Raw genomic sequence first — 17,780 nt, forward strand, 5'->3', positions numbered from 1 at the left:
GGAACCTGCTCGGAACGAGCTCAAAAAAACCTTAGATGAACCTTAAAAGAATCTTAAAGAACCTCAAGAAAAACGAGACTAGCGCATGAAATTGCTCCTGATCGAAGACAATCCCCAGCTTGCCCACTGGCTGGAGCAGATCCTCAAGGAACACAAGTTCAAGGTCGATATCGCCGCCGATGGCGAGATCGCCGACCAGGTGCTGCGCGACGAGACCTACGACGTCGTGCTGCTGGACCTGATGCTGCCCAAGCTGCACGGCAAGAATGTGCTGCGCCGCCTGCGCGAACGTCACAATGGCGTGCCGGTCATGATCCTGACCGCCAGCGGCTCCATCGATGAGAAAATCGAATGCCTGGGCGCCGGGGCCGATGACTACCTGGTCAAGCCCTTCGAGATCCGCGAACTGGTGGCCCGCATCAAGGTGCTGGTGCGCCGCCAGACCCCCGACAAGGCCGCCGAGATCCACTGCGGCGACCTGGTCTATGACAGCAATACGCGCCAGTTCGCCGTGGCCGGCGTGCCCCTGGCGCTCCCGGCGCGGGAGCATGACGTGCTGGAAGTGCTGATCCTGCGGCAAGGCAAGACCGTTTCCAAGACCGCGCTGATGAAGGGCGTCTTCAGCCTCTCGGAAGAACCCAGCGCGGACGCCATCGAAATCTATATCTCGCGCCTGCGCAAGAAACTGGACCGTTCCGGCGCGGCCATCATGACCCTGCGCGGCCTGGGTTATCTGCTGCGCCAGAAAGACTGAATGATCGACAGCCTGCGCCTGCGGCTGCTGTGGTGGCTGCTGATCCCGATGGCGGTCTATGTGGGCCTGTCCACCAGCGACGCCTACGACAACGCCGTCTCCAGCGCCACCCTGGTGCAGGACCGGGCTCTGCTGGCCTCAGCCCGGATGATCGCTGGCCAGGTCGGCTGGAACGATGGCGCGCCGGTGGTCTCGGTGCCGCCGGCGGCGCTGGAACTGTTCGCCTCGCCGGCCCAGGATGCGGTCTACTACCAAGTGCTGATGGACGACGACACGCTCCTGGCCGGCCGTCCCGACTTCCCCGCCGCGCCTGATTTCGCGGCGCTCTACCCGGTCTACAGCACGACCAGCTTCAATGGCAAGCCGCTGCGCGTGGTCAGCTACATCCGCGCCTTGTTCGACGAGGGCACCCTGCGCATGGTGGCGGTGTCGGTCGGCCAGACCATGCAAGGCCGCCAGGAAATGATCGATGACCAGTGGCACGCCTCGCTGCGCCGCCAGATCGTCTTGCTGCTGCTGGCCATCAGCCTGGTGGTGCTGGGCCTGACCATGGAATTGCGGCCGCTGCTGGCGCTCAAGGATGAGCTGGCCACGCGCCGGCCGGATTCGCTCACGCCGCTGCGCGCCGACGGCCTGCAGCAGGAACTGCGCCCCATCGTGGAGGCGATCAACCAATACATCTTCCGCCTCAACGCCCAGGTGACCGTGCAGAAGCGCTTCGTGGCCGATGCCGCCCACCAGTTGCGTACACCCCTGGCGGTGATCGATTCGCAGATCCAGTTTGCCCGCCAGCTCGACGATCCGGCCCGGGTGGCGCAGGTGCTGGCGTCATTGCAGGAAGGCAGCCGCAGCATGACCGACCTGACCAACAAGCTGCTCCTGCTGTCGCAGGCCGAAGCCTCCGACAGCAGCGCCTTCCCGCGCGCGCCGGTGGACCTGGTGGCGGTGTCGGCGATGGTGCTGGAAGAACTGGCCGGGCTGGCCTTGAAGAAGGGCATTGACCTCGGCCTGGAAACCACGCTGGAGAGCGCCATGGTCAACGGCAACGAAGCCCAGTTGATGGGCATGCTGATGAACCTGATCGACAATGCCCTGCGCTATACGCCCGAGGGCGGCAAGGTCACCGTGGGGCTGGAGAAGAAGCGCAACCAGATCATCATCACCGTGAGCGACAATGGCCCGGGCATTCCGGCCGAGGTGCGCGAGCGCGTGTTCGAGCGCTTCTATCGCAATGCCGCGCCGGACCAACCCGGCTCCGGACTGGGCCTGGCCATCGTGCGCGAGATCGTGCAGGCTTCGCAGGGATCGATACGGCTGGATGCCCCGGCACAGGGGAGCGGACTGGTGGCCACGGTGAGCCTGCCGGCATTGCAGAGCTGATCCCTCATCTTGGATAGGGCGCGGCCGTTCGGCCTGAGTAGGCCCCTTGGGGCCGTATCGAAGGATCTCCGGCAGAAGCAGGAGCGCCGCTACCCAGTGCGAACGGTCCGTCAATAGCATCGCACTGATCTCAGCGCTTGAGAGCGCAGCGATACAAAAACGCACACCCCCCACAAGAACCGATCAAAAAGTATCAGCCCGCTACGCGCTTTTGGCGTGGAGCGCCGCGCCCTGCCCTCGTACTCTTGCTCCTGCCGTCCAACCGGCCGACCTGAATGCTGTCCTGCCCCCCGCAGCGCAAGCGCCAGGCGTGATCGATAAAAACATCAGGAGACAAACCGTGAACAAGATCTGCTTGGGCGCCGCGTGCGCCGTCCTTGGCGCTGCCCTGCCCTTGGTGGCATCGGCGCAGTCCTGCAATGTCCCCGTGCTCAAGGTGCTGGCGCAGAAGAGCCTGGGCCTGACCGTGATGGAAAAATCACTGGCCGATTACCAGAAGCGCAGCGGCACCCGCATCGAGATCAGCTACTTCGGCGAGAACGACCGCCGCGCCAAGTCGCGCCTGGACGCCGCCACCAAGGCCGGTTCCTACCAGGTCTACTACGTCGATGAGGCCAATGTGGCCGAGTTCGCCTCGGCGGGATGGATCGTGCCGCTGCTGAAGTATTTCCCCAAGGAGGCCGATTACGACGACTTCCTGCCGGGTCGCCGGGCCGTCGCCAGCTACAAGGACGTGGCCTACTTTGCCCCGCTGATCGGCGGGTCCGACTTCCTCTTCTATCGCCGCGACCTGCTGGAAAAGGCCGGCCTGCCCGTGCCGCGCACGCTGGACGAACTGGTGGCCGACATCAAGAAACTGCATTCGCCGCCCAGCGTGTATGGATGGGTGGCGCGCGGCCAGCGCGGCTCGGGCATGAATGTCTGGCGCTGGGCGCCGTTCATGCTGGCCCAGGGCGGCCAATGGACCGACAAGAACAACCAGCCGGCCTTCAATTCGCCGGCGGCAGTCAAGGCCACGCAGCTCTATGCAGACCTGTTCAAGTACGCGCCCCCGGGCGCGGCCACCTATGACTGGAGCAATGCGCTGGAAGCCTTCCGCTCGGGCAAGGTAGCCTTCATGATCGAGTCCACGCCCTTTGCCGACTGGATGGAAGACAGCAGCAAGTCCAGCGTGGCCGACAAGGTCGGTTACGCCCGTCCACCCGCCCCGCTGCCTTCGGCGGCCTATGGCCACGGCCTGGCCATCTCGGCGGTGGGCGCCAAGGATGAATGCACACGCCAGGCCGCGGGCAAGTTCATCGCCTTTGCCACCGGCAAGGAGCAGGAGCAGGCCCGCCTGCGCGAGAAGGTCTTCAGCGACTACAACCGCAGCAGCACCATCCAGAGCGATTACTTCCAGAAGAACGTCAAGCCGCAGATCCTGGCCGGCCTGAAGGACACCACCCCCGTGTCCAAGCTGACCATCTGGCCCAGCCCGCAATGGCCGGACATCGGCGACAACCTGGGCGTAGCGCTGGAAGAGGTGTTTACCGGCACGCAGAAGGATATTCCCCGCGCCCTGGACGAGGCTGCGCAATATGCGCAGGACGCCATGGAACACGCGCGTAAATAATTTCCTTCCCACATTCGCTCTACACGATGTAGCCGCCCTGGTCCCGTCACGGACCACGGCGGTCTCCGGAGTCCTGCATGTTCAATCGTGGAAAGACCTCGCTGCCCTACCTGTTCCTGGGACCGTCACTTCTGGTGATGCTGGTGCTGGGCCTGGTGCCGACCGTGGCGGCGATCAACCTGGCGCTGAAGAACCGCGTGCTGCGCTACCCCGACAGCGACTATGTGTGGCTGCGCAATCTGGAACGGCTGATGTCGGACCGGCGCTTTCTCAATGCCATCGAAGTCTCGGCGGTCTGGGAAGTGGTGACGGTGCTGGGTGCAGTCATGGTCGGCATCGCCATCGCCGTCTACCTGTTCGAGAACGTCCATGGCAAATGGCGGCAAGCCATGTGCGTGCTGCTGATCACGCCGGTGCTGCTGCCGCGCGTCTCGGCAGCCTTCATCTGGAAGTTCATGTATTCGCCGCTGACCGGCATCCTGGGCTGGCTGCTGGGACTGGTCGGCATCCATGACACGGCCTTCCTGTCCGACCCGGCCCTGGCGCTGTATGCGGTGGCGCTGGTCGACATCTGGCAGTGGGGCCTGTTCTTCGCGGTGATCGTGCTGAAGTTGCTGGAGACGCTGCCGCCCGAACCGCTGGAGGCGGCCCGGCTGGACTATGCACGGACCTGGCAGGTCTACGCCTACATCGCCCTGCCCATGCTCAAGGGGCCGCTGATCAGCCTGGTCTTCATCAAGATGGTGGAGTCGCTGCGCTCCTTCGACCTGATCTACGTGATGACCAAGGGCGGTCCCGGTGTGGCCACCGAGACGCTGGACATGTATGCCTACGCCCAGGGTATCGGGCTGTCGGGTAAGGTCTCGTACGCCTCGACCATGGCGGTGCTGATGATGATCGCCACCACGCTGATCTTTACCCTGATCTGGAAACGGGTGAGCAAATGGGAAGACTGATCGCACGCTGCGCCGTCTGGGGCGTGGGCATCCTGCTGGTGCTGGTGGCGGTGTTTCCGCTGTTGTGGGCGCTGCTCAATTCGGTCAAGACCTTGCTGGATATCGTCACGCCCACGCCGCGCTTTCTCTTCACGCCTACCCTGGAGAACTACCGCCAGGTCATCGGCAGTCCGGAAGTGCTGGTGGGACTGACCAACAGCGCCGTCATCGTCGGCAGCGCCGTGCTGCTGGGGACCTGCATGGGTGTGCCTGCGGCCTATGTGATTGCGCGCTATCACGTGCCGGGCAAGCGCGATATCCAGTTCTTCCTGCTCTCGCTGCGCTTCCTGCCGCCGGTAGCGGTGGCCATTCCATTGATCGCCATCTGGGTGGACCTGGGGCTGTATGACACGCGCTTCTCCATGATCGTGACCTACCTGCTGACCACGCTCTCGACTATCACCTGGCTGTCGATCCCCGTATTCCAGCGCATGCCGCGCGAGATCGAGGAAGCGGCCACCCTGGACGGCTACGGTCCCTATGCGGTGTTCTGGAAGATCGCCCTGCCCAACTGCGCCACGACGCTGCTGGGCGGGATCATCTTCAGCTTCGTGCTGGTCTGGAACGAGCTGATGATCGCCCTGGCGCTGACCTCGTCCAACAGCGCCACCCTGCCGGTGGTGGCCTCGGCCTTTACCTCCATGGGCCAGGAAGTGCCCTGGGGCGTCATCAACGCCTCCACCGTGTTGCTGGCGCTGCCGCCCCTGATCTTCGTGGGCGTGCTCAGCCGACTGTTGAATTCCATGCTCAAAGGAAAATAAGGAGATCCCATGCAAGCCCTCGTACTCGAAGCCACCCGCGAACTCCAGCTGCGCGAGATCGACCTGCCGCAACAGATGGGCGCGCAGGATGTGCGCATCCGCATCCACACCGTGGGCATCTGCGGCAGCGACCTGCACTACTACACCCATGGCAGCATCGGCCCCTTCAAGGTGGAAGCGCCGATGGTGCTGGGCCATGAGGCCTCGGGCACCGTCATCGAAGTGGGCAGCACAGTCGGCCACCTCAAGGTCGGCGACCGCGTCTGCATGGAACCGGGCATCCCACGCCTGGATTCGCCGGCCACGCTGCGCGGCATGTACAACCTCGACCCTGCGGTGCGTTTCTGGGCCACGCCTCCCATCCATGGCTGCCTGACCGGCAGCGTGGTGCATCCGGCGGCCTTCACCTACCGCCTGCCGGACAACGTCAGCTTTGCCGAAGGGGCCATCGTCGAACCCTTGTCCATCGGCCTGCAAGCCGCCACCAAGGCGCGCATGAAGCCGGGCGACACCGCCGTGGTCATCGGCGCCGGGACCATCGGCGCGATGACTGCCCTGGCGGCCCTGGCCGGTGGTGCGGCACGTGTGATCCTGGCCGATGTGGTGGCCGAGAAGCTGGCGCACTTTGCCAATCACCCGGCGGTGATCACCGTGGACGTGACGCGGCAGGCGCTGAACGACGTGGTGCGCGAGGCCACCGATGGCTGGGGTGCGGACGTGGTGTTCGAAGCCTCGGGGCATGCGGGCGTCTACCAGACCCTGCTGGACCTGGTCTGCCCGGGCGGATGTGCGGTGCTGGTGGGCATGCCGCCGGCGCCGGTGGCGCTGGATGTGGTGGCCATGCAGACCAAGGAAGTGCGGCTGGAATCGGTGTTCCGCTATGCCAACATCTTCCCGCGCGCACTGGCCCTGATCAGCTCGGGAATGATCGACGTCAAGCCCTTCATCTCGCGCAAGTTCCCCTTCTCGCAAAGCATCCGCGCCTTCGAGGAAGCCGCCAGCGGACGTCCGCAGGACGTCAAGATCCAGATCGAGATGGAAGGCTGACCATGGCTGACATCCACTGCCAGGGACTGGCCAAGCACTACCCCGGGGGCCCGCCGGTCTTGCATCCCTTGGACCTGCATATCGGCGACGGCGAGTTCGTGGTCCTGCTGGGCCCCTCGGGCTGCGGCAAGTCCACCATGCTGCGCATGATCGCCGGGCTGGAAGATATCTCCGGCGGTACGCTACGCATCGGCGGCACGGTGGTCAATGACTTGCCGGCCAGGGAGCGCAATGTCGCCATGGTGTTCCAGAACTATGCGCTGTATCCGCACATGAACGTCTATGACAACATCGCCTTCGGCCTGCGCCGCCTCAAGCGCCCCGCCGCCGAGATCGACCGGCGCGTGCGCGAGGTGGCCGCCCTGCTGAACCTGGAGGCCTTGCTGGAGCGCAAGCCGCGCGCCATGTCCGGCGGCCAGCAGCAGCGCGCCGCGATTGCCCGCGCCATCATCAAGACGCCCTCGGTATTCCTGTTCGATGAACCGCTCTCCAATCTCGACGCCAAGCTGCGCGCCCAGTTGCGCGGCGACATCAAGCGCCTGCACCAGCGCCTGCGCACCACCACCGTCTATGTCACCCACGACCAGCTCGAAGCGATGACCCTGGCCGACCGCGTGATCCTGATGCAGGACGGCCGCATCGTGCAAGCCGGCAGTCCCGCCGAGCTCTACCGTTATCCGCGCAATCTCTTTGCCGCCGGTTTCATCGGCACGCCCGCCATGAATTTCTTGAGCGGCACGGTGCAGCGTCAGGACGGCCAGCTCTTCATCGAGACCGCCCACCAGCGCTGGGCGCTCACAGGTGAAAGGTTTTCACGCCTGCGCCACGCAATGGCGGTAAAGTTGGCGGTGCGTCCCGACCACGTCCGCATCGCCGGCGAGCGGGAGCCTGCCGCCAGCCTGACCTGCCCGGTCAGCGTGGAGCTGGTCGAGATCCTCGGAGCCGATGCGCTCCTGACCACCCGCTGCGGCGACCAGACGCTGACCGCCCTGGTGCCAGCCGACCGCCTGCCGCAACCGGGCGCGACGCTGACCCTGGCATTGGATCAGCATGAGCTGCATGTGTTCGATGTAGAAAGCGGAGAAAACCTGTCGCTGCCGGACGCGGCCTTGACTGCGCCCGGGTCGGACGACGGCCCGCATGGCAAGGAGACAAAGCATGAGTCCGGATCTGGAGCTGGTCCATACCCGCCAGGACCAATCGTTCAGGGCCTGGGTGCATGACTACCCGCATACGGTGGCCAAATGGCACTTCCACCCTGAGTACGAAGTCCACGTCATCGCCGCGTCCAGCGGCAAGTTCTTCGTGGGCGATTTCATCGGCGACTTCGGTCCCGGCAACCTGGTGCTGACCGGCCCCAACCTGCCGCACAACTGGGTCAGCAATCTCGGCGCGCACCAGCAGGTGCCGGCGCGCGACCTGGTGTTGCAGTTCTCGCGTCCCTTTGCCGAGCGCGTGGTGGGCGCGATCCCGGAACTGTCGCCGCTGCAGGAGATGCTCGACGGCGCGGCGCGGGGCTTGCAGTTCCCTGATGCATTGGGTGCATCAATCACGCCATTGATGCAAGAACTGGCGCAAGCCAGCGGCGCGCGTCGCGTGGTGCTGATGATGTCGGTGCTGGAAAGGCTGGCCTCCTGCCCCGAGCGCAAGCCGCTGGCCGGCCCCGGCTATGATCTCAATGCGCAGCGCCACATGTCTTCCACGCTGAACCAGGTGCTCTCGTGCATCCGCCAGAATCTTGGCGGCAACCTGCGCGAGACCGATCTGGCCGAGCTGGCCGGCATGAGCGTGAGCAGCTTCACGCGCTTCTTCAAGCGCCATACCGGCTGCACCTTCATCCAGTACCAGAACGGCCTGCGCCTGAACGAAGCCTGCGAGTTGCTGATGTGTACCGAATTGAGCGTCACCGAGGTGTGCTATCGGGTGGGCTTCAACAATCTCTCCAATTTCAACCGCCAGTTCCTGGCCAGCAAGGGCATGCCGCCCTCGCGTTTCCGTTCGCTGCACCGGCTCAATGACGATGTCCGGGCAGTGGCCTGATCCCTTCATCGCATGCAAAGGAAATCGATTTGAGCTATCTGGGCATCGACCTCGGCACCTCCGAAGTCAAGCTCGTCCTGACCGACGAGGACTCCAACGTCATCGCCAGCACCAGCGCCAGGCTGCGCGTGGACAATCCGCATCCGCTATGGTCCGAGCAGGCCCCGCAGTCGTGGTGGAACGCCACGCTGGACGCCATCGCCGCCCTGCGCACGCAGGCGCCCCAGGCCTTCCAGGCGCTGCGCGGCATCGGCCTGTCCGGCCAGATGCATGGAGCCACCTTGCTGGACCGCAACGGCAACGTACTGCGCCCGGCCATCCTGTGGAACGACATGCGCGCCCATGCCGAATGCGTGGAGCTGGAAGCGCTGGTGCCGGATGCGGTCGCCATCACCGGCAATCGCGCCATGCCCGGCTTTACCGCACCCAAGCTGCTGTGGCTGTCGAAGTACGAGCCGGCGGTCTATCGCGCCATCGACAAGGTCTTGCTGCCCAAGGATTTCCTGGGCTGGAAGCTGACGGGCGAATTCGTCTCCGAGATGTCGGACGCGGCCGGCACGCTGTGGCTGGATGTGGCGCGGCGCGACTGGTCCGAGCGCATGCTGGCCGCCACCGGCCTGGACCGCAGCCACATGCCCCGGCTGGTCGAAGGCAGCGCCGTGGCCGGCCAGCTGCGTGATGAGTTGCGCCGCGAATGGGGCATCAGCGGCCCGGTCGTGGTGGCAGGCGGTGCGGGCGACAATGCTGCCAGTGCGGTCGGCATCGGCGTGATCCGCGCCGGGGATGCCTTTCTCTCGCTGGGCAGTTCAGGCGTGCTGTTTGCCGCCACGGCCCATCATGCCCCCAATGCGCAGCAGGGTGTTCATGCCTTCTGCCACTGCCTGCCCGGGCAATGGCATCAGATGAGCGTGATCCTGTCGGCGGCGGCCAGCCTGCATTGGCTGTCGGGCGTGACGGCGCGGCCGGTGGCCGAACTGGTCGCTGGCGCGGAGCGACTCAGCGCCGCCCAGCAGGCGCAAGCGCCATTGTTCCTGCCCTACCTGAATGGAGAACGCACGCCACACAACGATGCTACGGCCAAGGGCGTGCTCTTCGGCATGACGCCCGCGCATGAGAGCGCCCATCTGGCCTATGCCGTGATGGAGGGCGTGGCCTTTGCGATGGCCGATGGCTATGCCGCCTTGCAGGCAGCGGGCACGACGCTGGAGAGTGCGGCCTTTGTGGGAGGCGGGTCGCGCAGCGCCTTCTGGGGGACCTTGTGCGCCACGGCGCTGGGCATTCCGCTGCGTCGGCATGCGGGGGCGGAAGTGGGGGCGGCGTTGGGGGCGGCCAGGCTGGGCCGGTTGGCGCATACCGCGGAGGATGCCGTCAGCGTCTGCCTGCCTCCTCCCATTGACGAGACCTATCTTCCCGACACGCATCGGCAGACGCAGATCGCACACAGGCTGGCGCGTTATCGCAGCCTGTACGGCGCACTGCGTCCCGAATTCGCCGCGTTCACCCCGCTTTGACAGCGGCGTTGCAGGCCCGGCTCAGTCTGTGCCGTCAGCCTGCTCCTTCTTGAGCTCGGCGAACTTGGCCGCCATGGTCGGATTGCCCCGCGTCAAGCGCTTGATGGTCACATCCTGTGCCTTGTCATTGGCCAGGCGCAGGTTGCGGTCGGTGCCCAGCAGGGCTTCCTTGGTCTTCTGCAGGTGGTCGATGGACTTGTCGATCTCGTCAATGGCGGTCTGGAAGCGGCGCGAGGCCAGGTCGTAGTTCTTGGCGAAGGCCGCCTTGAACGTGTCCAGCTCGGATTCGAAGTTGGTGATGTCGATGTTCTGCGCCTTCACCAGCGCCAGTTCGTTCTTGTATTTCAGGGAATTGAGCGCGGCATTTCTCAGCAGCGTGATGATGGGAATGAAGAACTGCGGGCGCACCACGTACATCTTGGGATAGCGATGGAAGACATCGACGATTCCCGTGTTGTAGAGCTCGCTGTCGGGCTCCAGCATCGAGACCAGGACGGCGTATTCACAGCCCTTTTCCTGGCGGTCCTTGTCCAGCTCCTTGAGGAAATCTTCGTTGCGGTTCTTGGTGGCGGTGCGATCGCTCTCGTTCTTCATCTCGAACATGATGGAGACGATCTCGGTGCCGCCTTCATCCGTATCGCGGAAGATGTAGTCGCCCTTGCTGCCGCTGCGGGCGTCGTTGTCCTTCTCGAAGTAGGCGCGCGGGAAGGCGGTGGCGCGGATGCGGTTGAATTCGGTCTCGCAGTGCTGTTCCAGGGTCTCACCGACCATCTTGGTGGAGAGCCGCGCCTTCATGTCGCGCAGGCGCTCGATCATGTCTTCGCGGTCCTTCAACTGGGTTTCGTACTTGTCCTTCAGGGATTGCTCGGCCAGCTGCTTTTCCAGTTCGCTGCGCATCAGGCTGCTCTTGAGTTCGTCGCGCTCCTTCTCCACCGCACCGACGGCTTCGTTGACGGCCAGCTTCTGGGACAGTGCGATGGAATCCATCTTCGCTTTCAATGCCTGGATCTCGGCATCCTTCTCACTGACGGTCTGCTGCAATTGCTGGGCGAGGCGAGCCTCGGCCAGTTGCTGGTCGGAGAGCTTTTCTTTTCTGGCCTGTTCGAGTTCATTGGCCAGCTTGTCGCGCTCACGCTCGACATTGGCCATGGCTTCGGCCACGGCCATCTTCTGCGCCATTTCACCGGCTTCCAGCCTTGCCTTCAATTCCTGGATCTCTGCATCGCGCGCTGCCGCGGCCTTCTGCAATTCCGCCTCGGCCTTCGCACTTGCTAGCGCGATGGCATTGCGCTTGTCCTGCTCGGCCAGTTCCAGGCGCTCGTGCAATTGCTGCTCGAAGGCGCTGTCGCGGACTTGCGCGAGGATGTCGGCGTAACCGGCTTCATCGATCTTGAAGGCTTTGTTGCAGTGGGGGCAGATGATGTCGTGCATGAGTAGTCGAATCCTGATGGGCGGGTGAGCGGTGCTGGCTAAAAGAATGACAACCAATGCGGTCAGCGGAAAATGGGATCGAAAACAGGCATGCGACCAGACTGCATCGCACTTCTTTCATCCGATCGTCGATTCAGCAACCATGTTGGCTCATTCACTATGGTGCGAAGACTTCTTGCAGCGCTTCCAACGTATGCGCGAGGGTCTTGTCTGTTACGCGACCGAGTTTCTTCACCAACCGCTCTTTATCGAGCGTGCGCATCTGGTCCACCACGATGAGCCCTTTTTTCTTCTCAAACGTGATCGGAACTCGATACGGTGCGGGCTTACTGCCTGTGGTCATCGGAACAACAATCACCGTGCGCAGATAATCATGCATCTCTGCCGGCGAGACAACAACGCATGGCCTGGTTTTATTGATTTCGCTACCCACTGTTGGATCAAGCGCGGCCAACCAGATTTCTCCGCGCCTTACCATTTCAGTTCCTTGTCGCCATCGTTTGCAAACTCAGGCCAGACAAGCCCGTCGTCATGCGCAGACGCAATTTTCTGACTCGCTTGAGCCCAACCTTCTCGCGGGCGCTTTTCCAACTTGCGAATCACGATTTTATCGTCTTCAACGTCAATATCGATATCCTCATCGACAAGCATTCCGATCTTGGCCAGAAATGGCTTGGGAATCAGGACACCTTGCGAGTTACCCATTTTGCGGATTGATGTCTTCATTGGTCTCACCGAGTCAATACAATGTTGTTACGTCAAACAGCCACGTCCATACAATGTTATTACAACGTCCGTGAAACATCTATCGCTGAAATACATCAGTAAGCATATCTCGTAAAGTCTTTGAATCGAGTGAGCCATCATAACCATGATCAGGTGCTCCTGGCGCTGAGAGCGTGGGCTATGAAGAGCCGTGCAACCGAGGGTTGCTTCAGCCAGCGATGGAAGGCGGGGAGGCGCAGGGGGGAGATCCTTAGCGCGAATGCAAAAAGCCCGCACAAGGCGGGCTTTTCTGAATTTTGGTGGAAAGTGCAAGGTTTGAACTTGCGACCCCTGCAGTGTGAATGCAGTGCTCTACCACTGAGCTAACCTTCCATACTGACTGGCTTTTTTGCTGCAGCGCCAATCGAGAAGCGAGATTATGCCAACGTTTTTCGACCTGCGCAAGTGCTTCGTAAATAATTCTTCATTTTTTATCGAAAGCGCTGCCGTACGACGACAAAGACCCCAGCGCTGCGCCGTTTCACGCTGCCTCTGCAGCCGCTTCCGGCGGCGGCGGTTCAAAGCGCCACACGCAGCTGCCACGCGCTTCCTTGTCGAGCTGGTTCAGCACGTCCTCATGCAGACCCAGCTCTTCCTCGCTGGCCGCCACCACGATCACCTCGGCCAGCGGGGCCAGCTCCAGCTTGCCCTCGCCTTCACTGACCTCTTCCTCCGCGCCCAGATCCATGGTCAGGGAATTCTGACCACGGGTCATGGAGAGATAGACTTCGGCCAGCAACTCCGCATCCAGCAGCGCGCCGTGCAAGACGCGGTGGGCGTTGGAAATGCCATAGCGGTCGCACAGCGCATCGAGCGAATTGCGGCGGCCAGGGTGCAGTTCCTTGGCCATCTGCAGCGAGTCCACCACGTCGATCACGTGCTCCTTGAAGGGCGGCAGGCCCAGCAAGGCCAGTTCGGCATCAAGGAAGCCGATGTCGAAGGGGGCGTTGTGGATGATGATCTGCGCCCCGCGTACATAGTCGAGGAACTCGGCGGCGATCTGCTTGAAGGTGGGCTTGTCGGCCAGGAATTCGGTGGTCAGGCCGTGGACGGCCAGCGCGCCTTCTTCGGAGTCACGCTCGGGGTTGATGTAGAAGTGCAGGTTCTTGCCCGACAACTGGCGGTTGAGCACTTCCACGCAACCGATTTCCAGGATGCGGTTGCCGTTGCGTGGCGAAAGGCCCGTGGTTTCGGTATCGAGGATGATCTGACGCATGTTTGCTCCTGCTGATGCTGATGTTGTTGCTTGTGCTGATACGGGGTAGTGCTGCGGATGGAACGACGGGCGTTAAATACTTTCCACGCCGCGATTAGCCAACTGGTCGGCGCGCTCGTTGCCGGCGTGGCCGTTGTGACCGCGCACCCAGCGCCACTCTACCTGATGCTGCTGCTGGGCGGCGTCCAGCGCCTGCCATAGGTCGGCGTTCTTGACCGGCTCCTTGCTGGCGGTCTTCCAGCCACGCGCCTTCCAGCCGTGGATCCACTCGCTGATGCCCTTCTGCACATACTGGCTGTCGGTATGCACCACCACTTCGCAGGGGCGCTTGAGGGCATTGAGGGCCTGAATCACCGCCATCAGTTCCATGCGGTTGTTGGTGGTGTTGGGCTCGCCGCCGAAGATTTCCTTTTCCTTGCCGCCGGCGACCAGCAATGCACCCCAGCCGCCACGGCCTGGGTTGCCCTTGCAGGCGCCATCGGAATAAATCTCTACTTTGTCCATGCTCTTCAATCTATCTGCACTATTTGCTTACAGGCTCGGATGGCCGGGCCGCGATGATACCTGATCGCGCCGCCCTGCTCCCGGTTTGTTCAGTCGATCTTCAGTCGGTCCTGTGGATGCGGTTGGTCACCGGCACGCCACGCGGCGCCTTCAGTTTCTGGCGCTGCAGGGCCGGGCCGATCAGGCGCATGCCGGGCACGCGCTTGATGGCCTGCACGATGTAGACCGCGCCCAGATAGGGCCACCAGCGGTCGCCGGCCTTTTCCATGAAGCCGAAACGGTCCAGCCATTGCGTGGTTTCGCAGGGCGGCGCATAGCAGCCGAAGTGGCCGCGATTGACTTCCATGTTCAGCAGCTTCAACCAGTCCTTCAGGCGCGGCAGGCGGATGAATTCGCCATCCTGCGGCAGGAAGTGCGCGCCGGTCAGGCGGCCGGCGACCTGGCGTATGCCCCACAGGCTGCTGGGATTGAAGCCGCAGATGATGACCTGCCCTTCCGGTATCAGCACGCGCTCGACCTCGCGCAGCACCTGGTGCGGCTCGGCGGCAAACTCCAGCACGTGCGGCAGCACCACCAGGTCCAGGCTCTGGGTGGCAAAGGGCAATTCGCCAAAGTCGGGAATCACCACCTGCGGGATCTCCAGCTCGGACTGCCCCTCTTCAGGCATGCCCTTGTCGGCCAGCCAGCGGTAGGGCATGCGATTGGCCTGCAGGGCGTGGATCTGGGGCGAACCGATCTGCACGGCGTTGAAACCGAAGATGTCGGCGGTGAGCGCATTGAGGTGGCGCTGCTCCCATTGGCGCAGGTAATTGCCGGTGGGCGTCTGCAACCAAGCCGCGAGGTCTATAATTTCCGCGTTGCTAGTGTTTTCAGCAAGTTCAGCCTTGTCAGCCATCTCTTCTTTCGCGCCTCATGACCCAGCCAGCCAAGCCAGCCCAACCGGATCAGAAAACTTCATTGGACGTCCTGGCCGTACCGGCGTTCGACGACAACTACCTGTGGATCATCCACGACGGACGCTACGCCGCCGTGGTCGATCCCGGTGACGCCGTGCCTGTACTGGCCGCATTGCAGGCCGAGGGCCTGACACTGGCCGCTATTCTACTGACTCATCATCACGCTGACCACGTCGGCGGCGTGGTCGAACTGGCAAGACAGGCCGCCAGCGATGCATTCCCCGTCATCCCGGTCTACGGACCTGCACGCGAGCAATCCCGCATCAAGGGGATGACGGTCCCGCTGCACGGGAATGACCAGGTGGATATTGCCGCGCTGGGCCTGCACCTGGAGGTCATCGAGGTGCCCGGCCACACGCTGGGCCATATCGCCTACCACGCGCCCGAGCAGGCCATGCTCTTCTGTGGCGACACCCTCTTTGCCGGCGGATGCGGACGGCTCTTCGAAGGAACGCCGCAGCAGATGGTGGATTCGCTGAGCCGGCTGACCAGCCTGCCGGGTCACACCGAGGTCTACTGTGCGCATGAATACACGCTCTCCAACCTGAAATTTGCTGCTGAGGTGGAGCCCGGCAATGCCGAGCTGCGCGCGCGGATCACCCGGGAGCGCGCGCGCCGTGAACGCGGAGAACCTACTGTGCCGACCAGCATCGCGCTGGAGCGCCAGACCAATCCCTTCCTGCGCGCCACGGAAAAAGAAATTCTCAATTCACTGCAAAAGGCAGGGCGTTTGAAGGAGTTGGACGAAGTTAGCAGCTTCGCCGCGCTGCGCGAATGGAAGAATAGCTACAAATAAGCCGATGTTATGCGCGATTTAGGCCCAATTCCCTGCCAAATCAAGGACTTGCCTTTGTAACAGCGACCAATTTCTACTTGACTGAGGAAAAGGGTCTTCCGTACACTCCCCCAATTCCCCAAATCGGGCGCCAGTGGTTTTACGTTTTTTTACGAACTGGCACCCTCCACGCGCCACGCCGGGGAAACCCGCTGCTTCCGTCCTTGCATCAGCCTCAACCTGTACGCGCCCGCGACCGTACTTTCGGTCTGTCGCAGGCAAGAGGTGACGAGCTTCATCACAGCTCTGCCACGGAAGCGCCGCACGCTAACTTTTGCCTCTGGCACAGGATATCGCCCACATGCAGCGTACTTTGAAACAACTCGCCATTGCCGCCCTGTTCTGCGCTGGCGCCCCGCTGCTCTCCTACGCCAACGATATCTCGATCTACCCCGCCCCCTTCAATGCGATCAATCCCGAACTGGCTGGCAATGCCCTGCCGGGGATGAATGACATCGACATCTGGACGCGCATCCGCAAGGGCTTCGGGATTCCGGATCTGGACAATTCGCTGGTGGAGAGCCAGACCCAGTGGTACAGCTCCCGCCCTGACTACATCCAGCGCACCACGGTGCGCGCCTCGCGCTACCTGTTCCACGTCGTGCAGGAACTGGAAAAGCGCGGCATGCCCACCGAACTGGCGCTGCTGCCCTTCATCGAGTCGGCCTTCAATCCGGAAGCGCTGTCCACCGCCAAGGCAGCCGGCATGTGGCAGTTCATCCCTTCCACCGGGCGTGACTACAACCTCAAGCAGAACATGTTCACCGACGAGCGCCGCGATGTGCTGGCCTCGACGGACGCGGCGCTGACCTACCTGCAGAAGCTCTACGGCATGTTCGGCGACTGGCAGCTGGCGCTGGCCGCCTACAACTGGGGCGAAGGCTCGGTGCAGCGCGCCGTCAACCGCAACCTCGCGGCCGGCCTGCCGATCGACTTCAATACGCTGTCGGCGCAGATGCCCAACGAGACGCGCAACTACGTGCCCAAGCTGCAGGCGGTCAAGAACATCATCGCCAACCCGGCCGCCTTCGACATCGCCCTGCCCAAGGTGGACAACCAGCCCTACTTCGTCACCATCGGCAAGACCCGTAACATCGACGTGAAGGTCGCGGCGCAACTGGCCGAGCTGTCGCTGGATGAATTCAAGGCGCTGAACCCGCAATTCAACCGCCCCGTCATCATCGGCGGCGAAGACACCAAGATCCTGCTGCCGGAAAGCAATGCCGAGAAATTCAAGGCCAACATGTCCAAGTGGACACAGGCCTTCTCGACCTGGACCGCACACACCGTCTCCAGCGCCCGCGAGCGCATCGAGACCATCGCCAGCAAGTTCGGCACCACCCCGGAAGTGATCCGCAGCGTCAACCAGATCCCGCCGCGCATGGTCTTGAAGGCCGGCTCCACCATCCTAGTGCCCAAGACGGAAGAGACCGCCGCGCTCGATACCGACCTGACGCCCGAAATCGCTGACAACGCCCGCCTGGCCATCGCCCCGGACGTGCCGGAAACCCGCCGCATCTATGTGAAGGCCGGCAAGCGCGACACCCTGGCCGGCATCGCCAGCCGCTATCGCGTGACGGTGGCGCAGATCAAGGAATGGAATGGACTCAAGCGCGACACCCTGGCTGCTGGCCAGAGCCTGCAATTGCAGGTCCCCAATGTCGCCGGCCATGCCACTACGCGGGTAGCCTCCCATCACCATGCAGCCCCGGCGCGCCGCCAGGTCGCCTCTGCCAAGGCGCCGGTGCGCAAGGCCGCGCCAGCACCGGCCCGCAAGGTCGCCGGCAAGCCCTTGACGCTGGCCTCGGGCAACGACGCACGCAAGCAATAATCCGGAGGAAACCGGAGGAGACCCGGGCGGCCTGGCCGCCCACCACAAGAAGACGCGCCTTGAGCACGGAAACAAGAACAACGATTGCAGTCTGCATGGACCCGAAGCACCGGAGCTGATCCGGACTTCGGGTTTTCTTTTT

The 17,780-nt window shown here is 63.0% G+C and carries 17 protein-coding genes and 1 tRNA gene; 11 read left to right on the plus strand and 7 right to left on the minus strand.

Features of this window, described 5'->3' with window-relative positions; genetic code table 11:
• Positions 1-85 precede the first annotated feature (85 nt).
• From BGK68_RS24485 to xylB, 9 genes are all read left to right on the plus strand, one after another.
• Positions 86-754, plus strand: a complete 669-nt coding sequence (locus BGK68_RS24485; RefSeq protein WP_075259214.1) for a response regulator — start codon at positions 86-88, stop codon at positions 752-754.
• A complete protein-coding gene (locus tag BGK68_RS24490) occupies positions 755-2,134 on the plus strand; it encodes a sensor histidine kinase (protein ID WP_075259215.1) in 1,380 nt (459 codons plus the stop codon). It begins immediately after the preceding gene.
• Positions 2,135-2,474: 340 nt separating this feature from the next.
• Positions 2,475-3,746: an ABC transporter substrate-binding protein gene (locus tag BGK68_RS24495; RefSeq protein WP_069374502.1), complete on the plus strand. Its 1,272-nt coding sequence runs from the start codon at positions 2,475-2,477 to the stop codon at positions 3,744-3,746.
• A gap of 77 nt (positions 3,747-3,823) precedes the next feature.
• Positions 3,824-4,702 carry a carbohydrate ABC transporter permease gene (locus BGK68_RS24500; RefSeq protein WP_069374503.1) on the plus strand — a complete coding sequence of 293 codons (879 nt, stop codon included), beginning with the start codon at positions 3,824-3,826 and terminating at the stop codon, positions 4,700-4,702.
• Complete coding sequence (locus tag BGK68_RS24505) at positions 4,690-5,502, plus strand: carbohydrate ABC transporter permease (protein WP_075259216.1); 813 nt, start codon at positions 4,690-4,692, stop codon at positions 5,500-5,502. Before BGK68_RS24500 ends, BGK68_RS24505 begins: the two co-directional genes overlap by 13 nt.
• A 9-nt stretch (positions 5,503-5,511) precedes the next feature.
• Positions 5,512-6,549: an NAD(P)-dependent alcohol dehydrogenase gene (locus tag BGK68_RS24510; RefSeq protein ID WP_075259217.1), complete on the plus strand. Its 1,038-nt coding sequence runs from the start codon at positions 5,512-5,514 to the stop codon at positions 6,547-6,549.
• A gap of 2 nt (positions 6,550-6,551) precedes the next feature.
• Positions 6,552-7,772, plus strand: a complete 1,221-nt coding sequence (locus tag BGK68_RS24515; protein WP_075259218.1) for an ABC transporter ATP-binding protein — start codon at positions 6,552-6,554, stop codon at positions 7,770-7,772.
• On the plus strand, positions 7,708-8,589 hold the full coding sequence (locus BGK68_RS24520; protein WP_075259219.1) for an AraC family transcriptional regulator: 882 nt from the start codon (positions 7,708-7,710) through the stop codon (positions 8,587-8,589). The genes BGK68_RS24515 and BGK68_RS24520 overlap by 65 nt, the downstream gene beginning before the upstream one ends.
• Positions 8,590-8,618: 29 nt before the next feature.
• Entirely contained in the window at positions 8,619-10,100 is a 1,482-nt protein-coding gene (gene xylB / locus BGK68_RS24525) for a xylulokinase (protein WP_075259220.1), read from the plus strand.
• Positions 10,101-10,121: 21 nt separating this feature from the next.
• Here xylB and BGK68_RS24530 read toward each other — a convergent pair whose 3' ends face one another.
• The 7 genes from BGK68_RS24530 to BGK68_RS24560 form a co-directional block, all read right to left on the minus strand.
• Positions 10,122-11,531, minus strand: a complete 1,410-nt coding sequence (locus BGK68_RS24530; protein ID WP_075259221.1) for a DUF2130 domain-containing protein — start codon at positions 11,529-11,531, stop codon at positions 10,122-10,124.
• Between the two features lie 157 nt (positions 11,532-11,688).
• Positions 11,689-12,009, minus strand: coding sequence for a type II toxin-antitoxin system PemK/MazF family toxin (locus tag BGK68_RS24535; protein WP_075259222.1), 321 nt, complete (start codon positions 12,007-12,009; stop codon positions 11,689-11,691).
• Positions 12,003-12,257, minus strand: coding sequence for an AbrB/MazE/SpoVT family DNA-binding domain-containing protein (locus BGK68_RS24540; RefSeq protein ID WP_075259223.1), 255 nt, complete (start codon positions 12,255-12,257; stop codon positions 12,003-12,005). Before BGK68_RS24540 ends, BGK68_RS24535 begins: the two co-directional genes overlap by 7 nt.
• 297 nt (positions 12,258-12,554) lie before the next feature.
• Positions 12,555-12,629, minus strand: a tRNA-Val gene (locus BGK68_RS24545).
• Positions 12,630-12,777: 148 nt separating this feature from the next.
• Entirely contained in the window at positions 12,778-13,512 is a 735-nt protein-coding gene (dnaQ, locus tag BGK68_RS24550; protein ID WP_075259224.1) for a DNA polymerase III subunit epsilon, read from the minus strand.
• A gap of 72 nt (positions 13,513-13,584) precedes the next feature.
• Complete coding sequence (rnhA, locus tag BGK68_RS24555) at positions 13,585-14,016, minus strand: ribonuclease HI (RefSeq protein WP_013235360.1); 432 nt, start codon at positions 14,014-14,016, stop codon at positions 13,585-13,587.
• 100 nt (positions 14,017-14,116) lie between these two features.
• Positions 14,117-14,911, minus strand: a complete 795-nt coding sequence (locus tag BGK68_RS24560; protein ID WP_075259225.1) for a class I SAM-dependent methyltransferase — start codon at positions 14,909-14,911, stop codon at positions 14,117-14,119.
• A gap of 62 nt (positions 14,912-14,973) precedes the next feature.
• Between BGK68_RS24560 and gloB the strand changes: the two genes are divergently transcribed.
• Positions 14,974-15,768 carry a hydroxyacylglutathione hydrolase gene (gene gloB, locus BGK68_RS24565; protein WP_075259226.1) on the plus strand — a complete coding sequence of 265 codons (795 nt, stop codon included), beginning with the start codon at positions 14,974-14,976 and terminating at the stop codon, positions 15,766-15,768.
• Positions 15,769-16,108: 340 nt separating this feature from the next.
• Positions 16,109-17,638 (plus strand): transglycosylase SLT domain-containing protein, encoded by a 1,530-nt coding sequence (locus BGK68_RS24570; protein ID WP_075259227.1) that lies wholly within the window; start codon positions 16,109-16,111, stop codon positions 17,636-17,638.
• The last annotated feature ends 142 nt before the right edge of the window (positions 17,639-17,780 follow it).

Origin of the sequence: Herbaspirillum camelliae, from assembly GCF_001929405.1 — a bacterium.
GTDB lineage: Bacteria > Pseudomonadota > Gammaproteobacteria > Burkholderiales > Burkholderiaceae_D > Herbaspirillum > Herbaspirillum seropedicae.

Excerpts from the sequence above, each read along its gene's own strand:
- BGK68_RS24530 (WP_075259221.1), bottom strand. The coding sequence starts at position 11,531 with ATGCACGACATCATCTGCCCCCACTGCAACAAAGCCTTCAAGATCGAT.
- BGK68_RS24505 (WP_075259216.1), top strand. The coding sequence starts at position 4,690 with ATGGGAAGACTGATCGCACGCTGCGCCGTCTGGGGCGTGGGCATCCTG.
- BGK68_RS24520 (WP_075259219.1), top strand. The coding sequence starts at position 7,708 with ATGAGTCCGGATCTGGAGCTGGTCCATACCCGCCAGGACCAATCGTTC.
- BGK68_RS24500 (WP_069374503.1), top strand. The coding sequence starts at position 3,824 with ATGTTCAATCGTGGAAAGACCTCGCTGCCCTACCTGTTCCTGGGACCG.
- dnaQ (WP_075259224.1), bottom strand. The coding sequence starts at position 13,512 with ATGCGTCAGATCATCCTCGATACCGAAACCACGGGCCTTTCGCCACGC.
- BGK68_RS24570 (WP_075259227.1), top strand. The coding sequence starts at position 16,109 with ATGCAGCGTACTTTGAAACAACTCGCCATTGCCGCCCTGTTCTGCGCT.
- BGK68_RS24560 (WP_075259225.1), bottom strand. The coding sequence starts at position 14,911 with ATGGCTGACAAGGCTGAACTTGCTGAAAACACTAGCAACGCGGAAATT.
- BGK68_RS24535 (WP_075259222.1), bottom strand. The coding sequence starts at position 12,009 with ATGGTAAGGCGCGGAGAAATCTGGTTGGCCGCGCTTGATCCAACAGTG.
- BGK68_RS24490 (WP_075259215.1), top strand. The coding sequence starts at position 755 with ATGATCGACAGCCTGCGCCTGCGGCTGCTGTGGTGGCTGCTGATCCCG.
- rnhA (WP_013235360.1), bottom strand. The coding sequence starts at position 14,016 with ATGGACAAAGTAGAGATTTATTCCGATGGCGCCTGCAAGGGCAACCCA.
- BGK68_RS24510 (WP_075259217.1), top strand. The coding sequence starts at position 5,512 with ATGCAAGCCCTCGTACTCGAAGCCACCCGCGAACTCCAGCTGCGCGAG.
- BGK68_RS24485 (WP_075259214.1), top strand. The coding sequence starts at position 86 with ATGAAATTGCTCCTGATCGAAGACAATCCCCAGCTTGCCCACTGGCTG.
- BGK68_RS24515 (WP_075259218.1), top strand. The coding sequence starts at position 6,552 with ATGGCTGACATCCACTGCCAGGGACTGGCCAAGCACTACCCCGGGGGC.
- BGK68_RS24540 (WP_075259223.1), bottom strand. The coding sequence starts at position 12,257 with ATGAAGACATCAATCCGCAAAATGGGTAACTCGCAAGGTGTCCTGATT.